Here is a 26,372-nt window from a genome sequence, read left to right as displayed (position 1 = left end):
CGCCTGGTCTGCCCGACACCTTTAGCGGCGCCTCGCCAGCGACTCCACGACGGGCATCGCCAGGTGGACCAATCCGACATAATGTAAGAATCGGTCAGCGTTCAAGAGTGTCGTCCGCTGCCGCGTCAAGAGCCAGCTGTGATTTGCCTGCGGACAGTTTGTCCGCGTCCTTCACCCGCCGGCATCCCAACTCCAGCATGCCTGGGACCGGATGGGCCTTGCCTGTGCCCGCCCGAACCGGCGGTCAAGGAGGGCCATATCACTGGAGTGATGTCCTTGCGGTGGAACTCGCCCGTACGCTTGCGTGCCGGACGATGGGGGGATCGCTGTTTGTTCGTGTCTGCGCGGCGTCGACCGTGGGTTGCCCAGGTCTTGGTGCGACGACGATGGCAGTTCCACTGTCTGATTCGCAGGTCCTTCGGCCGGTGGATGCGCGTCCCTCTGGTCGGCTGAGAGATCATTGATGGGAGTCGCAGTTGTTGGATGCACGCCGCGCCGGGGCGGCGACGTTGGCGGTCGGCGGACTCGGCGCCGACAGCCACTCCGTCGGACTCGTCGTACTCAAACGCGCTCTGCTCGCAGCGAAGTTCGAGATCCATGACATGGGGATCCAGAACGACTTCGAGCGCTTCGCTGCCGCCGCAGCGCATTGTGACGCAGTGCTGGTGTCGAACATGGACGGTCACGCAGGGCACTACTTGCGTGATGTCGAGGGGCTGCCCGGATCCTGCCTCTGGTACCTGGGCGGTCACCCCACGATCGACGGGAACACCGAAGCCTTGGAAAGGCTCGGGTTCACCCGTGTGTATGCGGACTTCGTCGAGGCGGAGGAAGTCGTGGCCGCGCTGCGGCAGGACCTGGCCGGCCGGCCACTGAAGCGCCGAGGGGTCGTCTCCTTACCGAGCCGCCGTGCCGAACCGTTGATCCAAGGACGGGACGCGGTACTCGGCCAGTGGCCCACGGGCGAGGCGGCGCGGGACATCCAGGAGAACGCCGCTGTACTCGCGGACCGGCCATCACTTGCGGAGCTGCACGGTGCTGCTCCGCGCCCGCTGCTGCACCCGCGATCGGGGGTGGTCGGCCGCGGGAACCAGCAGCGCCTCTTCTCCGAACTGCACGCGGCTGGCGCCGATGTGCTGTCGTTCCAGGTCGATTCGCTGACCAGGGACGGGCGGTACGCGGCGGCGGAGCGCGCGATGACCGACCGGGGGGACCTCAACGGATTCCCCGTGGTGAACCATGGTGTCGAGACCCTGAGGCGGATCAGCGCCGAGTGCCCTGTGCCCCTGCAGACCCGCCACAGCGCGCGTGACCCCCGTCTGCTGGCCGAGTTGAGCTACGCCGGAGGAGTGACCGCCTTCGAGGGCGGGGCGATCTGCTACAACATCCCGTATTACGCGGAGCTTCCGCTCTCCGTGTCCATCGACCGGTGGAGGTACGTGGACCGGCTCACGGGTCGGTACGCCGAGCTCGGCGTGGTCCTCGACCGAGAATTCTTCGGCACGTTGACCGCGACCCTCCTACCCCCGTGCGTGGCCATCACCACCAATCTGCTGGAGGGCATGCTGGCGGTCGAAGCAGGCGTCCGTTCCGTGTCACTCGCCTATGCCGAACAAGGCTGCCGCGCCCAGGACATCGCTGCCGTACGTGTCATGGGAGTGCTGGGCCGGGAATTGCTCGGAGGCGGGGGGCAGGTCCGTGTCGCCACGGTGTTCCACCAGTACATGGGTGCCTTTCCTCGGCATCCAGACGATGCCGAGGAACTCATCCGGATGTCCGCCCAGACCGCTGCTCTGGCCAATGCGGACCGCATCGTCGTCAAGACGGCCTGCGAAGCAACACGGATCCCAGCCGTCGGCGACAACGCGCAGGCCCTGGCGCTAGCGGCCTGGGGCGTGGACCACGCTGATCGCTCCGCCTATGTCCCGGACGCGGCCGAGGCCGCCCGAATCGAGGCGTCGGTCCGCGCGTTGCTGCAAGCAGTGCTCTCCCTCTGCCCCGGAGACTTGGCGGCATGCGTCGAGCAGGCGTTCGCGCGAGGCTACCTGGACGTGCCCTTCTCCCCGAGCAGCTTCAACGCCGGCCGGATGGTCTCGGCGAGGGACCTCACCGGTGCTGTTCGCATCCTCGACCCGGGCGACATGCCCCTTCCGCCCGACGTCACGGCGTTCGAGACCGAAAGGTTGAACGAGCGCCTCGCCGTCGCTGGAGTGCGCCGGTCCGAGGCGTGGCGACTGGTCGCGGACGACGTGCTCCGCACCAACCGTCAGCGCACGGCATGGCCTCTCGACCTTCCCTCGTACGGACGGGCGGCAGGATGAACCCCGACATATGGCTGCCGGCCGCTCCGCCAACCGGCGCCGCGGCCACGAGGAGGCTGTTGATCCTCCCTCATGCGGGAAGCGGTACGGCGGCATGGTTCGGCTGGCGCTCTCTCCTGCCCGACGACGTGGACCTGCGGGTCGGGCGCCTGCCCGGGCGTGAGACTAGGCTGGCCGAGCAGCCGCTGACGTCCGCGGCGGATGCGATGCACGCTTTGTGCGCCGCGTACCGCGCCCTGCCGCCGCTGCCGACCGTGGTGTTCGGCCACAGCCTCGGAGCGCTGCTCGCCCGTGGGCTGTGCGCTGCCGCCCCGCACACGGTCCGCGCCCTGGTGGTCTCGGGGGAGGTTGCGCCGGGGTCCGGCTCGAGGTCGCACGGCGACGTTCTGGGGCTGCCGGACCACGAGTTCGCGATTGAGGTGCATAAGCGCTGGGGCGCGGTGCCGCCGCAGATCCTAGACGCTCCGGAATTTCTTTCCATTTTCCTGCCCCCACTTCGCGGAGATCTGGCGCTGGTCGACAGTTTTCCCGAAGAAATCGGTGAGTCGATCGACATGCCGCTCTTCGTTTTTGCCGGTGTCGAGGACGACCTCGACGAAGTCGGAATTCAGCGTTGGAAAAGTCACACCAATGGTGCGGTGAAGTTGTTTCGCCATCCCGGAGCGCACATGGCGGTCCTGGAAGATCCAGCCGTCACCGAACTGGTCATCAATGCATGCCTTGGGGGGCTTTTGTGACGTTTTTGAACAATGCTCTGGTGCACTTGGAAAGCTGTCCGGAGGCGCCTGCCGTAACGTTTGTCACTGCTGATTCTGAACCGCGCACCCTTACAAGGGCCGAGTTGTTCCGTCGCGCGGGCAGTGTGGCGGCTCAGGTCCGACGGAAGACGGCTCCCGGCGACCGGGTTCTCGTGGCACTTCCCACGAGTCCGGATCTGGTCGCGGCCCTGGTGGGCGTGCTCATGGCCGGCCGTGTCGCGGTTCCCGCCCCGGCGAACCCGGGTCCGCGGAACGAGGCCCGCCTGGCACAGATCGCGAAGAACGCTGGCTGCACGCTCACTTTCAGCCGAAATTCGGTTGCCTCAGCGGTACTTCCCGATCTGGAGAGTGAGCCGGACCTGCGGATCGAAGTCGGTGACCTCGCTGTACTGCAGTACACGTCCGGTTCCACTTCCGAACCGAAGGGTGTACGGGTTCGGACGGCGAATATCGACGCAAACCTCGCGGCCATGGAGCGGGCGTTCGACCAGCATGAGACCGATGTGGTCGGCGGTTGGTTGCCGCTATTCCACGACATGGGCCTGGTGGGCAACCTCTTCCACCCCTTGCGCATGGGGCTGCATGTCGTCCTGATGTCCCCCGAGCACTTCGTCCGTGATCCGAGTGCGTGGCTGCGCGCGATCTCTGACTTCGGCGTTACCACAAGCGGGGGGCCCGACTTCGGGTACGCCTGGTGTGCGGACCGGATCGACCCGGCGCGCCTTGGGAACGTCGACCTCAGCCGTTGGCGTGTCGCATTCACGGGTTCGGAGCCGATCTCTGCTCGAACTCTAGAGCGATTCTCCAAGGCTTTCGCGCGTCATGGCTTCCGGCCGAGTGCGTTGACGCCCTGCTACGGCCTGGCCGAGTCGACGCTGCTTGTCTCCTGCCATGCCGTCGGCAAGGCCCCCCGTGTGACGGAGCATGGCGTGAGCTGCGGTCAGCCGGTCGAGGAAGTGGCCATCGTCGACGAGACGGGCACTCCGGCCGAAGGGACCGGAGAGATCTGGGTCCGCGGACCGAGCGTCGCCGACGGCTACCACGGTCCGTCGGGAAGCGACAACTGCGGTCTGCGGACGAGCGACGGCCGGGAGGGGTGGCTGCGCACCGGTGATCTCGGCATCCTCCGTGACGGAGAGCTCTACGTACGTGGCCGGTCCAAGGACTTGGTCATCCTGCGGGGCGAGAACCACCACCCGCACGACCTCGAAATGATCGCAAAAGAGGTCCAGGGCGTCCTGACTGCATGCGCCTTCTCGGTCCCCGGAGAGCCGGAGCGCCTCGTACTGGCCCTCGAAGCACGCGGCGCCGCCAACGAAGTGGTGGACCAGGTCCGTCGAGCCTTCCGGGCCGCGATCGCCTTCGAACCGGACGAAGTGGTGGTACTACGGGGCCGTGCGCTGCCGCGCACGACGAGTGGAAAGCTCCAGCGCGGTGCGTGCCGGTCGGCGTGGGAGGCCGGAGAGCTCCCCTCGGTCCACCGGTGGACCGAGGGCCGGGCCGGGAGGGCACCCTCGGGCCCGGAGGAGCAACTGCTCGCCGACCTGTGGCAGGAACTGCTCGGTGTGCGGGTCGAATCCGCGGAGGCGAGCTTCTTCGCTACGGGCGGCGCCAGCGTTTTGGCCGTCGAGCTCTCCGCTCGTGTCGCAGAGCGTCACGGTGTTCATGTGTCGCCCGTCGAACTGCTCGCTGCAGGCACGCTCGAGGCCCAGGCAGAACTCGTTGCCCGGGCACCCAAGGCCGGGGAGGCGTTTCCGGAGCCGGACGAGGCACCCCTCTCCCTTCAGCAGGAAGGACTGTGGCTGCTGTCGCAGTTGTCCCCCTCAGGGTTGCCTCCGGTCTCGGTGACCATTGGTGTGCCCCCAAGGGCCGATGTCGCGTCGGCAGTCGCCACGCTGGTCCACCGGCATCCCGCACTCGCCACGAGCGGCCCCAACACGCAGGGGCGCCAGCGGCGGGTGGCCTGGACACCCGTGGGGGGACGGCCCGACTTCACCTCGGGACGGCCCTTCACCATGCGCCGCGACGGGGACCGGCTGGAGCTCTCCTGGGACCATCGGGTGATCGACGGCTGGTCGGTGCGGATCCTCATCGAGGAGCTGGAGGCCCTTCTCGCGGGTCGGCCGCTTCCCCCTGCTCCGCCCTCGGGACTGGCCTGGGCAGCCGAGCAGCGCAAGGCGCTGGCCGCCGGCGACGATGCCGACGACCTGGCGTTCTGGCGTGCTCGTCCGTACCGTGGCAGCGTCGAACTGCCCTGGACCCGGCCCGGAGCCGAAGGCGCGGGGCTCACCTCGCGACGTATCGCTGACGCCGACGCGCTAAAGCAGCGGGCACGGGATCTCGACACCACGGTGGCCACGCTGGTGCTGGCGGCCCTGTCGGTCGTGCTGTGCCGCGTCAGTGGGCAAGGTGAGGTCGCCGTAGGGGTGCCCTTCGCCAACCGCACTCCGCCGTGGACGCGCACCGTCGGCTGCCTCGTCTCCGTACAGCGTGCCTTCGCACGCGTCTCGGACGAGACCACGGGCACCGAACTGGTGCGGCAGCTCACGCAGGAGCTCCAGCAACTGCGTGGGCACGCCTCGTTGCCGCTGGAGTCCCTGCAGTCCCGCCTCGGACTGCCGCGCGAGTCCGTTCACGTGGACGTGGTGCTCGACCACTTGGCCGTGCCGGCCAGGGTGGGCGCAATCACCATCGAGGGAACCTCCTTGGACGAGTGCCCACCCGAGGCCAAGATCCCCCTCACCATCACGGCCGTCGAAGACGAAGGTCTGCGCCTCGTCCTGCTCCGCCAGTGTTCGTTCATGGACGACGAGGCCGCGGAGGAGTTCGTCGACCAGGTCGAACTCGCCCTCGGCGAGCTTGTGCGTGCCCCAGGCAGCCAATGTCTGGGCTGGCCACTGCGCACCGCGCGGGCCGAGCTCCGATTCCCCATTCAGGCAGGTCCGCTGCCGACCCCGGAGATGGTGCTGATTCCCAGCGCCGTCATGGCCGTCGCAGCGGAGCGGGTCGCTCTGCAACGCGAGGGCACCACGTGGACCTACGGTGACCTTCAGAGGCGCGCCCTTCAGGTCGCGGGCACCCTCCAGGCCGCCGGGGCCCGTCCCGGCGATATCGTCGGAGTACTGGGCAGTGCCGGCTTCGACACGGTCGCGGCCGCTCTGGGCACGATGCTCGCTGGCGGAGCCGTGCTCCACCTGGACCGCCGGCTTCCGCCGGGTCGGCTCACGACCATGGTCCGAGAGGCGTCGGCCGCCGTCGTCGTACGAGCGGACGGTCATCACGAGCGGGACGCCGAGCTCGGCACGGTTGTGGAGATCGCCGAGGCTGTGGGTGAGATCGTCCCCGCCGACCCGGCCGGGCCTGCCTATGTCGTGTTCAGCACCGGTTCGACGAGCACGCCCAAGGCGATCGTCGGTACCCACCGCGGCATCGCGCACTTCCTCGGCTGGCAGCGGCAGGAATTCGAAGTGGGTGACGAGGACCGCTTTGTCCTGCTGACCAATCTGGCCTTCGACATGTCGCTGCGCGACGTGTGGCTCCCACTCACCTCGGGCGGGGTCCTGCACCTCCTGCCCGATCCCGCCGAGGTGAGCGGTGAACACGTCATGCCCCTCCTGACAGGCCGGGAAGTGACCCGGCTCCACCTCGTCCCCACCCTCGCGAAGAGCTGGCTGGCAACCACGGAACCGACTCCTCTGCCCGCCCTGCGCAGTGTCTTCTTCGCCGGTGAGCCCCTGAGTGACACCCTCGTCGCCCGGTTCCGTGAGCACTTTCCCGGCGACTACGAAGTGCTGAACTTCTACGGTCCCTCGGAGACCACCCAGACCAAGATCTTCTTCCGGGTGCCGGAGCAGCCGGAGCCGGGCGTCCAGCCGATCGGCCGTCCGCTTCCGCAGACGGCCGTCATGCTCCTCAACGCCGCCGGAACCTCGTGCGGTGTCGGCGAGCCGGGCGAAATCCTCATCAGAACGCCCTTCGCCACTAACGGCTACGCCAACGAGCCCGTCGCACAGGCGCAGCGCTTCATCCCTGATCCCCTGGGCAGCGGCCAGATTTCCTATCGGTCCGGTGACCTCGGTCGCGTGCGCCCCGACGGTGTGATCGAGATCCTCGGCCGAGGCGACCGCCAGGTGAAGGTGCACGGCGTGGCCGTGGACCCCGCCGAGGTGGCCGACATGCTCTCCGGGCTCATCGGGGTGCGCCAGGCGGCAGTGCGTGCCGAGCCGTCCCCCGACGGTGATCACCGTCTCATCGCCTGGTTCGTCGCCGACCGTCCGTGGAGCTCGCTGCGGGACGAGCTCGCCGACCAGCTTCCCGCCGCACTCGTGCCCGAACGCGCCATGGCCTGTGACACGCTTCCCGTACACGCGAACGGCAAGGTCGACCTGCGGGCGCTGCCCGTCGTGGTGAACGACGTCCCCGTCGCCGCGGAACTCCCCGCCGACGCGCTGGAAGCAGCCGTCCTCGAGGCGTGGCGGACCACGCTCGGCGAACCCGAGCTGGACATGCACGCCGACTTCTTCGCCCACGGCGGTCACTCGCTGAAGGCGCTGGAGCTTGCGGCCGCGATCAGGCGGGCGCTGGGCCGGGACATTCCCCTCGCGGAGATTCTCCAGGCCAGGACGCCGCGCGAGCTGGTCCGGCGCGGGCTGTCCTCGTCGGGACAGGCCGCACGCAAGCTGCCGGATGTCGTTCATGCTCCGGACGATGCCTATGAACCGTTCCCCATGACCCCGGTGCAGGAGGCCTACTGGGTCGGCCGGCGCGACTTCCTGGAGCTCGGCGGTGCCGCTGCCCAGACCTATCGTGAACTGAGCTGTGATCCCGCATTGGATCTGCCGCGTCTGGAAAGGGCGTTCAGGAGTCTTGTCGACAGGCATCCCTCCCTTCGGACCGTGGCCACCGAGGACGGCCGCCAGCAGGTGCTGCGTGAGACCCCGCCGTTCCGGATCGTCGTCCAAGACCTGCGGGAGGCGTCCGACCCCGAAGCCGGCGTGCGTGCCTGGCGGCGGGAGATGGGCCACCGGGTCCGCCCGCTCGAACAGTGGCCGCTCATCGAGGTCCGGGCGAGCCTTCTGCGGGACGAAGTCCGTCTGCACGTCGGTCTCGACGCCTGGGTCTGCGACGCGTGGTCGCGCGTCCTTCTGCTCGATGAGCTCCGGGAGTTCTACGACGAGCCCTCGCGGGATGCCCCGCCGCTCGAGCTGACCTTCCGTGACTACGTCATGAGTACGGAGGGCGCGCCCGACGAGGCGGACATGGATTGGTGGCGCGCGGAACTCGACGAGCTTCCTGCTGCCCCTCGGCTTCCTCTCGCACGCCGTACCGGCACCGGGTTCACCCGGCGTCACGGGCTGCTCGAACCGGAAGCCTGGGCGGAGTTCCAGCGGCGGGCCGGCCGGAGTGGCGTCACCCCTTCCGCGTCACTGCTCGCCGCGTTCGGATGGGTGCTGGCCCGCTGGAGTACCGAGGACAAGCTGGCTCTGAATGTGACCGTCTTCCGGCGGCTTCCCGTTCACTCGGATGTGAACCAACTGCTGGGCGATTTCACCTCGGTGTTGCCGCACGCGATGCATGCCCAGTGGGAGACCTTCCAGCGACATGCGCGTGATGTGCAGGCGCGGCTGTGGCAGGAACTGGCACACGGTTCCGTTTCCGGTGTCCACCTGGCGCGCGAGTTGGCACGGCGGACGGGACGACTCGACGCGACCGGATTGCCCGTGGTTTTCACCAGCGCTCTCACCACGCCCGAACTCGGCCGCGAATTCGACTGGTCCTGGCTGGGCGAGCTGGTGCACGGCATCTCCCAGACTCCGCAGGTGTGGCTCGACCTCCAGGTCTACGAGCACCGCGGTGCCCTGCACTACAACTGGGACAGTGTCGAGGAGATGTTCGAGCCGGGTGTGCTCGACGCGCTCTTCGAGGCCTGGTCCGCTCTCTTGCGCACCTTGGTGGACAAGCCCTGGGACGGACCGGTGCCGGAGCTGCTTCCGGAGACGCAGAGGCTCCTCCAGGCCCGGACCAATGCCACCGAAGCACCGGTGGTGCGTGAGACGCTCGTCGACGGGGTTCTGGCGACGGCCGCGCGCACACCCGACGCACCCGCGGTGATCGACGGGGGACGCACGCTCACCTTCGCCGAGCTCGTCACGGAGGCTGAGAAGGTGGCGGCCGCGCTGCTCGGTGAGGGGGTCTCGCGCGGCGGTCTGGTGGCGATCGTCGCGCCCCACGGGTGGCGGCAGTCCGTCGCCGCGCTGGGCGTCCTGTTCGCGGGGGCCGCGTACGTGCCCGTCGACCCGTCCCAGCCGGCGGAGCGCGTCCGGCAGATCCTCGACGAGGCGGGGCCGGAGTGCGTGCTTCGGACCGGCGACTCGTGGGGTGAGGGCATCGCCCTCGAGGACTGCGGGCCTGCTCGGGCCCGCCGTCTGCCGGAGCCCGGAGACCTCGCGTACGTCATCTACACGTCCGGGTCCACGGGACGACCGAAGGGTGTCATGATCCGGCACGAGGCGGCGGTGAACACCCTCGTCGACATCTCCCGGCGGATGTCGTTCGGCGCGGATGACCGCGTGCTTGCCCTCTCGGCCCTCGCGTTCGACCTGTCGGTGTGGGACCTCTTCGGAAGCTGGAGGCTGGGAGCGGCGGTGGTCTATCCCGCCGATCGCAGCGATCCAGCGTCCTGGGCACGTGCCGCGAACGCCCACGGGGTCCGCGTGTGGAACTCCGTGCCAGCACTCGCCCAGATGCTCACCGACGCGCTGGAGGCGGATCCGGAGCTCGCGGTGCCCGATCTGCGGACCTTCATGCTCTCGGGTGACTGGATCCCGTTGAGGCTTCCGTCGCGTCTGCGTGCCATCGCCCCGGAAGCGGCCGTCTGGTCCCTCGGAGGCGCGACCGAGGCATCGATCTGGTCCATCGCCTACCGCGTCGACGAGGTCGACGAGGGCTGGGCGAGCATCCCTTACGGACGTCCGCTCGCCAATCAGACGGTGCAGGCGCTCGACGACCGGCTGCAGCCCTGTCCGGTGCATGTGGCGGGCCGGCTGTTCATCGGGGGGCGGGGTCTCGCTTCCGGGTACTGGCGGGACGAGGCACGTACCGAAGAGCGGTTCCTGAACCACAACGGCGTGCGGCTCTACGACACCGGTGACCTCGGGCGCTGGCTGCCCGACGGCACGATCGAGATCCTCGGACGCGTCGACAACCAGGTGAAGATCCGCGGCTACCGTGTCGAGTTGGGTGAGATCGAGCACGCGCTGGAGGCCCTGTCCGGCGTCGACCGTGCGGCGGTGCTCCTCACCGGCGACCCGCGCGGCGACCGACGGCTCGTGGGATTCGTCGTACCGCGCCCGGGCGCCGAGGCCTCGAAGGCGGAACTGTGCCGCGAACTCGCGCGGAAGCTGCCCGACCACATGGTTCCGCACGCGGTCGTGTTCCTGGACGCACTGCCCCTTTCCGCCAACGGGAAGGTGGACCGTGCCGCTCTGGCGGCCCAGGTGCCCGCGGCACCCGAGCTCACGTCCGTGCCGACCGACTCGGACGTCCTCGCCCAGGCATGGGGAGAGGTACTCGGCGCCCCGCCGGCCGGACCGGACACGAACTTCTTCGCCGCCGGCGGGGACTCCGTGAGCTGGCTCCGTGTCTGCGCCCTCGTGTCACGGACCGGGTGGCGTCTGCCCGCGGCCGCGATAGCGGAGGATGCGACGTTCCGGGCCCTCTCCACCCACCTGAGGCGACCGGAGGCGCCCGCGCCGGTTCCCGCCGGGCCCACGCCACCGGGGCCGATGCGGAACTGGCTCGAAGCGAAGGGGCTGCCCCGCCACTTCAATCAAGCGGTCGTGCTGCGGCTCGTTCGTGAGCTCGACCCCCGACTCCTCGACCGGGCTCTCACGGCGGTCATCGCCGCCCACCCAACGCTCGGCTCCACGCTGAACGGTGGTGACTCCGGCGGCCACGTGCTGGAGCACGGAGGGGACATCGGGACCGCCTGCCGGGGCTTCACGGACGACGGTCCGCTGCTGCGGGCCACGCTGCTGCCCGACGAACTCGTGCTGTGCGCACACCACACGGTGGTCGACGCACAGTCGTGGCGTGTGATAGTCGGAGACCTGGACATAGCGCTCGACGCGCTCGAAGCGGGCCGTGAACCAGAACTCCTGCCCGAGCCCACTGACTACGCGGCCTGGTGCCACGCCGTCGCGAACCTTCCGGCGCCGCAGGTCCCGGACTTCCCCGCCCTGGAACCAACCGGGGTGGAACGCGAGGGACACCTGACCACGCAGGTGCTCTCACCCGGACCCGATGCACTGCGGGCCGCCCTGGAGCATCTCCGTTGCACCGAGGAGGAACTCCTCGTGGCAGCAGCGGCCTGGGCCAACGGCAGCGTGACCGGACGTTGGGACGTCGAGCTGGAGCGTCACGGCCGCATGCTCGGCGAGTTCGACCTCAGCCGTACGACAGGCTGGCTGACCGCCCTGGTGCCCATGGCGCTCACCGCGGGGTCACCCACCGACGTCCTGGTCCAGGTGAAGAAGCACCTGCGTGAGCTGCCGGACGGGGGCATCGCACTGGCTGCGGCGTACGCCCGTTCCGGGCAGTCGGCCTCGTTGGTGGTCAACCCGCTCGGCGTACTGGGCGACGAGCGCTCGTCCCGCTTCGAACTGCTGCGGGACAACACGCTGCCCCTGCGCGACCCGGATCTGCCCAGAGCCAACGAGCGTCGCGTGACCTTCTACACCGCTTCCGGAAGCCTCCGCGCCGAACTGAACCACCGCGACGACTCCGACGGCTGGCTGTCCGCGCTGGAGACCGCACTGAGCAGCCTTCTCCAGGCGCCGCGCACCGCCACGGCGAGTGCGGTCGACTTCCCCCACAGCGGACTTCCCGACGACGAGCTTCGCGCACTACTCGCTGGTCTGGAGGCCACGAATGACTAAGGTCGAGGACATCCACGGCCTCACGCCCCTGCAGCAGGCCATGCTGGTGCGCGCGGTGCTGGAACCCGACTCCGCCGCCTACGTCGAGCAGCTGCGCATCGAGCTCGGCGCGTGCCCCGACCCGGCGGCCCTGCGGCAGGCGTGGCACGGCATGTGCGGCCGCCACCCGGCACTCCGGAGCACGTTCCACCACGCCGGACTGTCCGAACCGCAGCAGGTCGTGCACGGCGATTTCGTCCTGCCCTGGCGTGTGGAGGACTGGCGGCAGCGACCCGACGAGGATATCGACGCCCTCGCCCAGGCCGAGCGGGAGCAAGGCTTCGAACTCACCCGGCCGCCGCTCTTCCGCCTCGTGCTCGTCCTGCTGCCCGACCGGGCCGTCCTGATCTGGACCTTCCAACATCTGCTGCTCGACGGCTGGAGCCTTGGCAGGGTGCTCCTCGAAGTCGACGAGGGGTACCGGGCGGCGCTGTCCGGCGCCGTCGGCGACCGTCCGGCCGCACCGCCGTTCCGCGAATTCATCAAGTGGCTGCGTGCCACCGACCCGGTTCCCGGCCGGGAGCACTGGCGGTCCCGGCTGGCCGGCGCCTCGATCACTCGGCTCGGTGGAGAGACCGGCGGCGATGGTGGTGAGCACACGGTCCGGCTCGGAACGGTGGCGTCGGATCGGATCCGTGCCGCGTGCAAGGCCCGTGCGGTCACGCTCGGCACCCTTGCCACGGTCGGCTGGGCCGGGTGCCTTGCCGAACCGGACGCCGCACAGGACGTCACCTTTGCTTCGCTGTTCTCCGGCCGCCCAGCCGATCTTCCGGGCGTGGACGACATGATCGGCATGCTGGTCAACACCATGGCCACTCGGGTGCGCTTCGAGCCGGAGGAGACGGTCCACGCACTGCTCGCGCGCGTTCAGGAGGAACTGGTCACGGACCGCCGCCACGGCTGGACGCCGCTCGACGAAGTGGCGCGTGCCGAGGGTCTGTCCTCGCCGGACTCCGTGCTCGTGGTCGAGAACTACCCCGTGGACAGAGCGGTTCTCGACGGTTCCCCGCTGGCCGTGCGGTCCGTTTCGGTGGAGGAGCAGGCGGACGTGCCGCTGGTCGTGGCGATCGTCCCGGGCGAGGACATCGAACTGCGGCTGGCGACGCCCCCCGGCGGGTTCACCGACTCCGCACTGGAGGAACTCGGAGGACGGCTCGCGGCGCACCTGCTGACCTTGGCGGACGGCATGGACGAAAACGCTGCTGCCCTTCTCGGACGGCGTGAGGCCGAGCAGCAGAAGGTACTGCGCGGCCGTATCGGCAGGCCATTGGAGACAGCCGACGGTCTGGTGCAGTGCTTGCTGGCGGCCGGCCCCACCGTCGTCGACGGTGACGACCACTGGTCGGCGGAGCGGATTCTGGCCGAATCCGCGCGCTTCGCCCGCTTGGCCCACGGTATGCCTCCAGGCCCCGTCGCCATCGTGGCGGACACGAGCGCGCAGACCATCGCGCGGATGCTCGGTTGTCTGAGGGCGGGGCGGACGTACGTCCCCCTTGACCACTCGGACCCGCGCCACGCCGAGCGTGCCGAGCACGCAGCGGCGCGTCCGTTCCCGGACGCCCCGGATCCGGGTGGTGAGCTCCCCCCGTTGCCCGGGGCCGACGCCATTGCCTACCTGCTCTACACGTCCGGCACGACGGGAAGGCCGAAGGCCGTCGTACAGAGCCATTCCGGTGTCCTCGCGCACGCACGTCGCTTCGCATCGTCCATCGGACTGCGGCCGTCGGACCGCATCTGCATGACCGCGTCGTTCGCGTTCGATGCCGCGGTGATGGACATCTTCGCCGCGTCTGTCGTCGGGGCGACGATTGTGATCGGTTCGCCCAGGCGCCACGGGTTGCGGGCTCTGTGCGACGAGGTTCTCCCGCAGGCCACGGTTCTGCACACCACACCCAGCCTGTTCCGGCTGCTTGCCGCCGAAGGGCTGCCCCGACAGTTGCGCGCCGTGGTCTTGGGCGGGGAGTCCGTCCTGCCAGCCGACATGGAACTCTTCAACCGGGCTGCGCCCGAGAGCTGTGTCCTGGTCAACGGCTTCGGTCCCAGTGAGAGCACGACCGGACTCCAGTGGTTCACCGAGAAGGGCGCCGCCGTGTCGCGTGTGCCGGTGGGCCTGCCGGTGATGGACACCGACGTATGGCTGCGCGGCACCGATGGAGAACGCCTCGACGCCCCGTGGGCGGAGGGCGAGATCGTTATCGCGGGGGATGCCGTGGCACACGGCTACCACGGAGACCCTGATGCCGGGGGGCGCTTCGCACGGGACGGGGATCGCCGCGTGTACCGCACCGGCGACCGCGGCCGGCTCCGGCCGTCCGGATGCATCGAGATCACCGGCCGGGTCGACGACCAGGTGCAGATCGGGGGGGTCCGGGTCGAGCCCGACGAGGTCCGCGCCGTCCTCGCGGGCCTGCCGGGCGTGACGGCTGCCGAGGTGCTCGCGGTGCACGACGGGACGGACGTCCGCCTGCACGCCTTCGCCAGCCCCGCCACACTGGACGTTGAAGGGCTGATGCGCGCGCTCGGCACCAGGCTTCCGAGCACGTTCGTCCCCACCCGCATCCACCTTCTGGACCGGCTTCCGCTGCTCGAGAACGGCAAGGTGGACCGCGCGGCTCTGCGTGCCGTCACGACCGGGCCCGGGCCGGACTCTGTCACCGCTCCGGCCGCCGACACACCAGCCGACCCGGTTCTGGCGACGGTCGTCGCCACCTTCGCCGAGGTGGTCGGCAAGGCCGTCGACCCCGATCGCAGTCTGTTCGACCTCGGGGCGAACTCCCTCGACGCGTTGCGGGTCGCCGGGCGGCTGGAGAACCGGCTCTCCCAGCGGGTACCGCTCCAATTGCTCTTCGATCATCCCATCCCCCGAGCGCTGGTCGCGGCCCTGGCCGCCACGCCCGAGAAGCGTCCGGCAGCGGCCATCCCGCGGGCCGAGCGGCACTGGCAGACGCGTGGCGCGGCGCGCCCCGCGCCCTCGGACGGAGGCCCGGGGATCAGTCTGTTCTTCTTCTCCGGCCATGCCGACGACCCTTCGGAGAGCTACCGGCTCCTTGTGGAGGCGGCGGTCCGTGCGGACGAACTCGGCCTGGAAGCAGTCTGGACACCCGAACGCCACTTCGACGCGTTTGGCGGGATGTTCCCGAACCCGTCTCTCATCGCCGCACACCTTGCCGCCCGGACGCAGCGGCTGAGGCTCAGGGCCGGAAGCGTGGTCCTGCCCCTGCACGACCCGGTGCGCGTGGCGGAGGAGTGGGCGGTTGTGGACCAGCTCTCGGGCGGCCGTGTGGACCTGGCCATCGCCTCAGGATGGCATCGCCGCGACTTCGTGCTCGCGAAGGGCCCCTACGCGGAGCGCAAGAACGGTCTGCTCGGGCAGATCGACGTGCTGCGCCGGCTGTGGGAGGGCGACGCCGTCGAACTGGCGAACGTGGAGGGGGAGCACGTCTCGGTCCGGACCTGGCCAAGGCCGGTCCAGGAGCGTCTCCCGCTGTGGCTGACTTCGCAGGCCCCTGAGACGTTCGAACTCGCGGCCCAGCACGGGTTCAACGTCCTGACCAACCTCAACTACAAGTCGATCGGCGAGCTCTCCGAGCGAGTTGCCCGGTACCGTCGCGCACGCGGCGACCAGCCGGGCGGGCGCGTGACGGTGATGACGCACACGCTCGTCGGCAAGAACGACGCCGAAACGCGCGCGGCCGCAGTGGCGGCGTATGCCGATTACGCGCTGAACAACCTCGTCCTGCAACAGGCCCACGCGAGTGGGGCGGACAAGGCACTGCTCCCGTCCGACGGGGACGCCCGTGCCCTCGCCCTCAGGTCCGCCGAGCGCATGGTCGAGCACGGCGGCATGGTCGGCGACCTCGCCCGGTGTCGCGACCGGCTCGCCGAACTGCGTGCCGCCGGCGCCGACGAGGTGGCGTGCCTCATCGACTTCGGAGTTCCCGCGGACCAGGTGCTCCAGGGAGTGGAGCTGCTGGGCGAGCTCGTGGGGACCTCCACGCGCCGCGCCGCGCCGAAATCGGCGGTGCTGCCCGCGGCACCGCTCCAGGCCCAGCTCTGGGTTCTCGAGAATCTGTCCGACGCGCCGGGTACGTGGATGATCCCCACGCTGGTAAGGCTGGAAGGGTCGCTCGACAAGGACGAACTGCGCTGCAGGCTGGCGGCCCTGTGCGAGCGTCACGAGGCCCTGCGCACCTCCCTCGAAGAGCGCGACGGCCGGGTGGTGCAGTTGGTGTGGGACCGCCGCACCGTGGGCCTGGAGACACGGTCCGTGGCGAGTGAGGCGGACGCTCTGCGCCAGGCACGCGACGCCCTCGACGAAGGGCTCGATCTGCGGCAGGCGCCCTTGGTGCGCGCGGTGCTGTTCGAGGTCGCCCCCACGCACCACGTGTTCCTTCTGGCCTGCCATCACGCGATCGCCGACGGAAGTTCCACGGTCGCCCTGGCACGTGAGCTGTTCGACGGCGTGCAGGACGAACGGCCACTGCAGCTCGGCGACTGGGCCGCCTGGATGGAGCACCGCGTGCACCGCGGTGACCTCGAGGCCCAGGAGCGCTGGTGGGACGAAGTTCTGCGAGACCTGCCTGCACGCCTGAAGCTCGGGAGCGGTGTCGCCAACGGCCGGCGCGCCGTCCACCCTATCCCGCTGGAACCGGCCGTCGAGACCGCGTTGCGGTCCGCCTCCAGCACCTTGGGGGTGACCCGCTTCGAGATCGTCCTCACGGCCTTCGCTCAGGCACTGGGACGGCTGACCGGGCAGGGCGACCTCATCGTCGGGCTCCACCACGCGAATCGGGACCGCGAGGAACTCGAGGGCATGGTCGGTCCCCTGGTGAACCTGCTGCCGTTCCGCGTGCGCCTTCCCGCGCAGGACGTTCTCGTTGGCGTCCGTGACCAGGCGCGTGCGGCGCTCCAGCACCACGAGGTGCCCTACGCCCGGCTGGCCGCCCGGCACGCAACCGAGCACCGTGCGGGCACGGACCCGCTCGTGGACGCGGCCCTGCTCTACCAGAATCTGCCCGAGGTGGTCTCTGAGGGGCCCCTGAAGTGGAGTCGGCTGGAGCTCGAGGGTGGCCAGGCACGATTCCCCGCCACGCTTGTGGCGACGGAAGGCCGCGCCGGCCTCGCGCTCCAGCTCGACATCGACGAGGGCCTCTTCTCGGGCGATGAGCCCGCCCGCCTCGGCGCCGCGGTGAGGGACAGTCTGCGAAGCCTTCTGGGTGTGGCCGCACCGAGCCCGGCGCGCGTCGAACCGGAACCCGCCGTACGTTCGGCCGGTCCCCACCTGCTCGGGGCCTTCGTCGAGTACGCCGAGCAGCATCCCGCGGACACCGCTGTCGTCGACCCGGACAGCAGCCTCACCCGCGCCGAGCTGCTCGGGGCGGCGCGGCGACTGGCCGCCGCCGTGCGCGCGCGCGTGCCCGCCGGTTCCCGAATCGGCGTGCAGGTGCCACCCGGCTGCGCCATGCTCGTCGCGGTGTACGGCGTGTTGCTCGCGGACTGCACCGTGGTCCCGCTCGATTCCCGCAGCCCGGCCGGTCGGCGCCGCCTGGAGATGGATCTGGCTGACGTGGAACTGGCGGTCAGCGACGTCGACCTCGAACTACCGCGACTGGACCCCTTCCAGAGCGGCCCCGAGTGGACTGAGGAGCCTACGGGCGCGGAACTCGCCTACATCATCTTCACGTCGGGCTCGACTGGAGTACCCAAGCCGGTAGCGGTCGGACACGACAGCGTGCGCGCACTCATCGGCTGGGCCCGGACCGCCTTCTCCGAGGACGAGCTCACCGGGGCCCTGCTCACCGCCCCGATCCGATTCGACATGTCTGTGTTCGGGCTGTACGTCCCCCTGGCCGGTCCCGGCTCGGTCGTCGTCATCCGTGACGTGGCGGCGCTTGTCGAGGAGTCGCCTCCTACACCCGTCCGTCTCGTCTACTCCGTTCCGTCGGCGCTTCGGGAGGTGCTCGCGGCGGGATGCCTCCCGGAAACGGTGCGCACGGTGAACCTCGGCGGTGAGGCACTCCCGTCCGACCTGCTCGCGGACCTCCTGACGAAGGTGGAACGCGTCTGCAACCTCTACGGACCGACCGAGTCCACGTCAAACGCGTTCTTCGAGGACTACACCGAGCCGGTGGAACCAACCATCGGACGTCCGATCACCGGTACGGGGGCCTGGATCAGGCGCCTCTCCGACGGGACGTGCGCCGAGGTGGGGGAGAGCGGCGAACTGGTGCTTACTGGGGCCGGGCTGGCCCTGGGCTACCTCGGTCTCCCGGACCACCCGGCCTTCACCTCGGAGGGCTATCGCACGGGGGACCGCGCGCGGTTGCTGCCTGACGGGAGCTTCGCCTACCTCGGCCGGATCGACGACCAGGTGAAGGTGCGCGGGCACCGCGTACAGCTCCTGGAGATCGATGGCCGCCTCTCGGCCCTGAGCGACGTCGAAGTCGGAGCCTGCCGCCTCGACGGGGACAGCATCGAGGCTTGGATCGTCCCCACCGGCGGGTGCGATCGCGCCTTGCAGGCCGAGCCCCGCCACGCCGAGCGGTGGGCAGCCGAAATCGCGAAGGCACTGCCGCCCTATTTCCTGCCGTCGCGGTGGATCGTCGTCCCGCGCCTCCCGCTCAACACCAACGGCAAGCTGGACCGGAAGGCACTCGGCGCCATCGAGTGGACAGCGCTCGACGCGGCCACGCTGGAGAACCCGGCACAGGTCGCCCTGGCAGCCGTGTGGGAAGAGGTACTGGGCGTGCCGGTGCCGAGCGCCGACGCGGACTTCTTCGCGCTGGGCGGCCACTCGCTCCTCGCGATCACCCTGTGCCGACGGATCGAGGACCGGCTGAAGGTCCGTGTGCCGCTCCGTACCCTGTTCGACCACCCGTCGGTCGCGGCCCTCGAGGTGGCGCTGCGGAATGCCGAGCGGGCCCCAGACGAGGTTCCGATGCTCGTGGAGGATCCGTCGGCTGCCGAGGAGCCGTTCCCTCTCACCGAGCTCCAGCAGGCCTACTGGGTCGGCGGACGCGACGACATGACCCTGGGCAGTGTCGGTACGCAGGGATACGTGGAGTTCGACACGGACGTGCAGGCCGATCAGCTGGTCAGTGCCTTTCGGGTGCTGGTACGTCGTCACGACATGTTGCGTGCGGTGTTCGACCCTGACGGCCGTCAACGTGTTCTCGCCGACCCTGGGGAGTTCCCCGTGGTGGTGGAGGACCTGCGGGGAGCACCCGAGTCCGAGCTCCTTGCCCGCCGGGAGGAACGGTCCCACCATCGGCCGGATCCGGCCAGCTGGCCGCTGGTGCGCGTCTGGGTATCGCAACTGACAGACCGCACAAGGGTGCACATCAGCGTTCCGGCACTCATCGCCGACGCTCACAGCGTCTACCTTCTCGCCCGGGAGCTGGCCCAGCAGATCGAGGGGCGCGAGCTGCCACCCCCGGGACCGGCCTACCGGGATTTGGCCGTGGCCCTAGCGCAACGCGACCGCACCCGCGACGACGAGGAGTTCGCCTCCCGCGCGGCGTCGTTCCCGGCCGGTCCTCAGCTTCCCCTGGCGTCCGACCCGGAGCAGTTGGACTCAGTGCGCTTCGACCGAAGGGAGATACGACTCGACGCCACGACCTGGCGCTCGGTCCGCGAGGCCGGTGCGGCCCATGGGCTGACGCCGGCGGGCACGCTTCTCTCGGCGTACGCGTGGGTGCTCGGCGCCTGGGCGGAGGAACCTGATTTCGCTCTCGGTGTCACGTTCTTCGACCGGCCTCCGATCCACCCCGGCGTGGACAGGGTGGTGGGGGACTTCACCAGCGCTCGGCTCGTCCAGGTGAGCCCCGCCGAAGACCTGGGAACCTTCGCCACCACGCTGCAAGGACGTCTGTGGGAGGCGCTCGACAGCAATGCCTTCGACGCCGTCCGCTGTGTCCGGACGCTGCGCCGACTGGGCCGGGCCCATACCTTCCCCGTCGTGTTCACGAGCACGCTCGGACTCGACGCGCCCGGACGCGGCAGCCTCGGCGAGGTGGCCTACGCCCTGACCCAGACGTCGCAGGTCTGGCTCGACCACAAGGTCCGCGAGGAGGACGGCGGCCTCGTCAGCACATGGGACTTGGTGGCCGGCCTGTTCCGACCGGGGGTCGTCGAGGGCATGATGGAGCGCTTCGCGGCGACCTTGCACTGGGTCGCGCGGGGCGACTGGTCGTCCGCGGTCCCCGGCCTCCCCCTCGACCAGCAGCGGAAGCGGCACGCCTATGGCGACACCGCCTGGTCCGCCACGGGCCCGGCCCTGCTCCACCAGACGCTGCTCGCAGGTGGCGCGTCCGACGCGTCGGCCCTGGTCACTCCGGAGGGAGAGCACGTCACCCGCGGTGAACTGACGTCAGCCGCAGGAGCGGTGGCGCGCCGGCTGATGGACAGCGGACTGCAGGTCGGGGACGTCGTGGCCGTCGAATCGCGGCACGGTTGGCGACAGGCGGCCGCGGCTCTGGGGGTGATGGCGGCCGGCGGCGCGTTCGTTCCGATCGATCCCGCCTGGCCCCAGCGCAGGATCGAAGCGGTCCTCGACACCGCCGGTGTCCGTTGTGCGGTTGCGCCGGCGAGCTGGGCGTCGGGTCTGCCCCAGGTCGAGCTCGCGGATGCCGATCGCGAGGCGCCTCTGGTACCCCTGCCCGAGGTCGCCGGCCCGGAAGACTTGGCGTATGTCCTGTTCACCTCCGGATCGACCGGGAGTCCCAAGGGCGTCGAGATCCCCCACGCGGCGGCGATGAACACGCTCGCCGATGTCACCGACCGGTTCGGGCTGAACGGGGACCGGCTGCTCGGCCTGTCCGGGCTGCACTTCGATCTGTCCGTCTTCGACCTCTTCGGCAGCTGGCTTTCGGGTGGCACTGTCGTCCACCCAGAGGTGCTCCGGGACCCGGCCGCCTGGGTGGACCGCATGGAGGGCGAGGCCGTCAGCGTGTGGAACAGCGTCCCCGCCCTCGCGGAGATGCTCGTCGAACACCTCGAGGCAACCGGCCGGCGGCTTCCGGGGCTCAGGCTGGTCCTGATGTCCGGGGACTGGATTCCCGTCACACTGGCGGACCGGCTGCGAGCAGTGGCTCCGCAATGCCGGGTGATCAGTCTCGGCGGAGCAACCGAGGGCTCGATCTGGTCGATCGCGCACGAGATCTACAAGCACGACCCGGAGTGGCCGAGCGTGCCGTACGGGCGCCCGCTGCGGAACCAGGGCATGCACGTTCTCGACGGTCGGCGTAATCCGAGGCCGGACTGGGTCACCGGAGAGATTCACATCTCGGGCCGGGGCGTCGCCCGCGGTTACCGGGGGGACCCTGTTCGCACCGCGGCGGCGTTCTGGACCGATCCGCGGACGGGAGAGCCGTTCTACGCGACCGGGGACCTGGGGCGCTTCCGACCCGACGGGACGATCGAGTTCCTGGGCCGCCGGGACGGACAGGTGAAGATCCGCGGTCACCGGATCGAACTCGGTGAGATCGAGGCTGCAGTTCTCGAGCACCCCGATGTGCGACAGGTGGCCGTCACCGCGCCCCAGGCACGTTCGGGTCAGCGTCATCTGGTGGCTCATGTCGTGGGAACGACCGACGAGACGTCCGTACGCCGACACCTGGCGGAGCGCCTGCCCGAGGCTCATGTGCCGCGGCAGATCCACATGGTGGACGCGCTCGCCCTCACTGCCAACGGCAAGGTCGATCGGACGGCCTTGGAACCGCTGGCTGTCGCCCCTGTGGAGCCCGCCTCGGACAGCCTGCTGGCCTTGTTCCGCGAGGTCCTAGGACAGCCGGACGCCGGAGTGGACGACGACTTCTTCGCGCTGGGCGGCGACAGCGTGCTCGCCATCCGTCTGGTGTCGCTCGTGGAGAAGCAGCTGGGACAGCGACTGCCGGTCCGTGACATGTTCGCCAACCCCACGGTCCGGGGACTGTCGACCCTGCTGCGCGCCGACGGCGCAGCCGCCACAGCCGTGGTCTTGGATCCGGAGCTGCGTGATCAGGCGAAGCGACGTCAGGGGGACCGCGAACTTGTCGGCCCCGAACGGGCCCTGCCCGTGGCCGAGTCGTCGAAGAGCCTGCGCAGCCGCCGCAGCCATCGCGACTTCGTGGCTGCCCCCCTTCCCGCGAAGGGTGTCGAGCAGCTCCTGGCTCTGCTTGTGAACCGGGACGACCAGCGGCTGTACCCGTCCGCCGGCGGGGCGCACGGTGTCCAGGCCTACCTCCAGGTGGCCGAAGGACGAGTGGACGGCCTGGCAGGCAGCTGGTTCGTCGACGCCCTAGCCGGTCGGCTCATCCGGGTGAGTGAAACCCCTTGGGAGCCAGCCGCTGCCGATTCGGGACCGAACCACTCACTCGCACATGGTGCCGCGTTTGCGGTAATGCTGGTGGCCGACCTCGACACCCTAGAACCCCTGTATGGAGAAGCGGCCACACGTCTGGCGACCCTTGAAGCCGGGTACATGGGGCAGCTTCTCGCGGGCGAGGCGGCGGCGTTCGACCTCGGTCTCTGCCCGGTGGGAAGCGTCGACGAGGCCAGGCTCGACACCGCGCTGGAGCTGGGTCCTCGTCGCAAGGTGATCCATGCCCTCCTCGGCGGACGTCCCATTGCCTCGGAGATACGCGCCGACGCGGTCTGGTCCGGAACCCTGGACGCGCCCCGACCGGGGCCCGTCCTGCTGACCGGCGCGGCCGGCATGCTGGGCTCCGCCCTGCTCGCGGAACTTCTCGAGCAGGGCCACGAGGTGCACTGCCTGCTGCGCGGGGACGCCGAGTCCCGCCTCGCCGAGGTGCTTCGGGCGGAAGGTGCCGAGCATCATGCCGATCGGGCCTTCGCCTGGGCCGGGGACCTCGAGGCCGTGACTCCGGCACAGGCGCCCGCACGATTCGGCACGGTGGTCCACGCTGCGGCGGACGTGTCTTTCGTCAAGGACTACGCGACGCTCGCGCCCACGAACGTGGAGGGCACACGACGGATTCTCGACCTCTGTGCCGACGGCGCGGTTCTGCACTACATCTCCAGCCTCTCCGTTTTCAGTGACCACGGCGGTAATGTCCTGCCCGAGGAGACTCCACTGCCCGATAGTCCTCCGGTCCGGGGTGGCTACGCACAGAGCAAGTGGGCCTCGGAGAGCCTCGTGCGCTCGTTCGTGGCGCGCGGCGGACAGGCCCATGTCCATCGCCTGGCTCTGGTCGTGGACCGTCACTCCCGGTCGGACGACTACGTCACTGCCCTCCTGCGGGGATGCACGGCCACCGGCGCCTACCCAGACGTCGACCTCGACCTGCCGCTGGTCCGGCGGAGGGTGGCCGCGAAGGCCATAGTTGCGTCGATGGGCATGCCGCCTCGGACGTGGCACCTCCAGGAGCGGCCGGCGCCGACCCTCCGCCAGATCGCGGATGTTATCGGCACTCTGGAGCCGCTTCCTCCGGACCAGTGGCTTCGGCGGGTGGAGACGGCCGTCAAACGCGATCCGTCCCATCCCCTGGCCCCCTACCTCGAATTGCTTCGGGCGTCGCGCACCAACGGGGCGCTCGATCCGGCCGGACCGCGAGGTGGCCGACTGGACGGGCAGCACAGCTGGAGTCTCCTCGCGGAGGCCGGCATCGAGCCTGAGACACACCTTGAGGCACTACTTCAGGAACTCATATGACCTGGTTGTACGGATGGAATGAGGCGAGTGAGGCCTTCCGGGAGCTGGCGCAGCGCCACGGTGACCTCGAACGGATACCGCACGGCGGTGAAGGCCCCGGAGGCGAGCCGCTGACCGTCGACGTTGCCCTTTTCGGGCCTTCCCGCGCGGCACGCTGTGTCATCGTGTCGTCCGGCCTGCACGGTGTGGAGGGAGTGGCCGGCTCCGCGATACAGAGGAGCTGGCTGTCGCAGCTGACCGGCACGTCGACGCGGGTGGTGCTGATCCACATCCTGAATCCGTTCGGGTTCGCGTGGCAGCGCCGTGTGGACGGCGACAACATCGACCTCAACCGCAACTTCCTCCTCAGCGGTGAGAAGTTCGACGGTGCCCCTCCGGGCTGGCAGGACGTCGAGCCGTGGTTGGTGCCGCAACGCCAGGCGAGCCGCTGGGACGCCTTGCTGCCGAAGGCGCTGTACGCCGCGGCACGCAAGGGCCGTAAGGCGGTCTTCCAGGCCATCAGCGGCGGCCAGTACGAGTCGCCGCGGGGCCTCTTCTTCGGAGGCTCGGGACCGGCCACTCTCCAGGGCTTGCTGCGTGAGGGGCTCCCCCGTTGGACGCAGGGAGCCCGCGAGGTGCTCCACCTCGACATCCACACGGGGCTGGGCACCAGCGGGGAACTGCAGCTCCTCCTGCCGCGGCGCGAGGGCACACAGGAAGCCGACGCCCTTGTGCGACGCTTCGGTCCGGATGCCCGCCCCGCACTTGAGACGGTGCGGCACTACCGGGTACAGGGCGGGCTCGGCCCCTGGTGCGAAGAGCTCCTGCCGGACTGCGACTACACGCTGTGCGGGGCCGAGTTCGGCACCGTGTCCGCCCTCGAAGTCATCGCGGCACTTCATCAGGAGAACCGCGCCTGGTTCTGGGGCCGGCGTGACGATGCCCGTTCCGTCTGGGCGCGCAACCGCCTCGCCCACGCTTTCGCCCCCACCTCACCGACGTGGCGGCGACGAGTTCTCGACAGAGGCGTCCACCTGATCGATCAAGCAATGGAGCCACAGTGACCATCGACGCAATGATGCGCCGAACACAAGACCGGGTGGACCGGGACCAGCAGGGGATTCCGACGTACTACGACCGGCGGGTCCTGCGCCAGGCGAAGGAGCAGGACCCGGAATGGCGGGCCCGTCTGGCGCGCCACGACGCCGCGTTGGATGCCGGGCGATTCGTCCCGTGGCCCCAGCGGCAGTCCGTCGACCTGACGGGTCTCGATCCCCACCGCCGGAGCGAGATCCCCGACGACGTGTTGATCATGAGTCAGGGCACGGCACGCCCCACTCAGTGGCGTGGACACAACCTGTTCAAGAGTGCGTTCGACTTCGCCCTCGTGCCCATGCTCCTGGCGGAGCTCCGCCCGGCAGTGATTCTGGAGGTGGGCTCCGGAAACGGCGCGAGTGCTCTGTGGATGGCCGACCTCGCGGAACTCCACGGGTTCGCATGCCGGATCGTCTCGCTCGACGTGAACCCCGTCCCGGTGGTCCATCCCTCCGTCGAGTTCATCACCGGGGATGCCCGCCGGGTGGGCGAGATCCTGCCCGCCCATGTCCTAGCGCGGGGTCCCCGCCTAGTCGTCGAGGACGCCCACGTCGGGGTCCGCGGCGTGCTCGAGTTCGTGCACGAACAGCTTCAAGAGGGCGACTACATCATGGTGGAGGACAGCGTTGGCAAAGCCTCCGACCTGAGGGAATTCACCGCTGCCCACACTGGGGCCTACACCGTGGACACCCACTACACCGACTTCTTCGGCCGCAACGCGACGAGTTGCGTCGACTCGATTCTCAGGAGGATGGCATGAGCCTGCTGGACACCATCTTCCCGGACGGCCCGGCCCATCCGGGGGACAAGCCGCTGCGGATGTCGATTCCCGGACTCGAAGAACTTCTCACCTGGACGGATCTGGAACGCATCCTGACAACCTCGTGCTTCGAGGGGCCGGGAAGCGCCACCATCCAGAAGGACCTCTCGCTGCCTGACCCGGGCATGAGCCGCGTCTGCGTCCTCACAAACGGCGAGTCGATCTGGCGGGCTCCGCGCAGAACGTCCACCGCAGAACTCCGAGGACGCCTTGCCGGATCCACCCTCCGTGTGGAGGCCCTTGAAGAGGTCCATCCCCCGCTCGCCGAGCTCGCGGCGACGCTGTCGCGTCCCGGGGCCCCCGTCTACATCAACGCGTATGCGGCCTGGGGCAGCCAGAAGGGACTCGCCCTCCACTACGACTACACCGACAACCTCGTCCTACAGCTGGCGGGGCGCAAGTACTGGAAGATCTACCGCCCCACGCGCACCGCGGTACGCGGCCCGGAGTCGACCGCTTACAAAGAGGGGATCCAGGCCGCGGCCCGGGGAGAGGCCGACGGTACCCCGGACGAGTTGCAACGCGTGCGGGACGGGCTGTTCTGGGAAGGCGAACTGGCCGCCGGCGACGCGCTCTACGTGCCTCCCGGCTGGTTCCACGAAGTGACCCCGGTGGGCGTACCCACCCTCCATCTCGCCTGCGCCTTTGCCGCCGCGCCGGGCGAGGCTGCGGTCGTACCGCCGGGCATCCACCTGCCCGACGAGCTGCGGGCGCCTGCAGCACCGGCCCATTGAGAGGAGGCTGCCAGGCACGGTGCTTCCGGTGCCGGGCTGC

The 26,372-nt window shown here is 69.6% G+C and carries 7 protein-coding genes; all 7 read left to right on the top strand.

Going from position 1 to position 26,372, the window contains the following annotated elements; genetic code table 11:
- The first annotated feature begins 476 nt into the window (after nt 1–476).
- The 7 genes from ABZ855_RS39655 to ABZ855_RS39625 are packed head-to-tail and all read left to right on the top strand — an operon-like array spanning nt 477 to nt 26,332.
- Entirely contained in the window at nt 477–2,321 is a 1,845-nt protein-coding gene (locus tag ABZ855_RS39655) for a hypothetical protein (RefSeq protein WP_360815854.1), read from the top strand.
- Nucleotides 2,318–3,058 carry an alpha/beta fold hydrolase gene (locus tag ABZ855_RS39650; RefSeq protein ID WP_360815851.1) on the top strand — a complete coding sequence of 247 codons (741 nt, stop codon included), beginning with the start codon at nt 2,318–2,320 and terminating at the stop codon, nt 3,056–3,058. Before ABZ855_RS39655 ends, ABZ855_RS39650 begins: the two co-directional genes overlap by 4 nt.
- Nucleotides 3,037–12,015: an amino acid adenylation domain-containing protein gene (locus tag ABZ855_RS39645; protein ID WP_360815848.1), complete on the top strand. Its 8,979-nt coding sequence runs from the start codon at nt 3,037–3,039 to the stop codon at nt 12,013–12,015. The genes ABZ855_RS39650 and ABZ855_RS39645 overlap by 22 nt, the downstream gene beginning before the upstream one ends.
- Entirely contained in the window at nt 12,008–23,704 is an 11,697-nt protein-coding gene (locus ABZ855_RS39640) for an amino acid adenylation domain-containing protein (RefSeq protein WP_360815845.1), read from the top strand. The genes ABZ855_RS39645 and ABZ855_RS39640 overlap by 8 nt, the downstream gene beginning before the upstream one ends.
- Nucleotides 23,701–24,747, top strand: coding sequence for a M14 family metallopeptidase (locus tag ABZ855_RS39635; protein WP_360815842.1), 1,047 nt, complete (start codon nt 23,701–23,703; stop codon nt 24,745–24,747). Before ABZ855_RS39640 ends, ABZ855_RS39635 begins: the two co-directional genes overlap by 4 nt.
- Nucleotides 24,744–25,538 carry a CmcI family methyltransferase gene (locus ABZ855_RS39630; protein WP_360815840.1) on the top strand — a complete coding sequence of 265 codons (795 nt, stop codon included), beginning with the start codon at nt 24,744–24,746 and terminating at the stop codon, nt 25,536–25,538. The genes ABZ855_RS39635 and ABZ855_RS39630 overlap by 4 nt, the downstream gene beginning before the upstream one ends.
- On the top strand, nt 25,535–26,332 hold the full coding sequence (locus ABZ855_RS39625; protein WP_360815837.1) for a cupin domain-containing protein: 798 nt from the start codon (nt 25,535–25,537) through the stop codon (nt 26,330–26,332). Before ABZ855_RS39630 ends, ABZ855_RS39625 begins: the two co-directional genes overlap by 4 nt.
- Nucleotides 26,333–26,372 lie beyond the last annotated feature (40 nt).

This window comes from Streptomyces sp. NPDC047042 (genome assembly GCF_040644035.1).
GTDB lineage: Bacteria > Actinomycetota > Actinomycetes > Streptomycetales > Streptomycetaceae > Streptomyces.
This window is presented reverse-complemented; position numbering and strand designations above follow the sequence as displayed.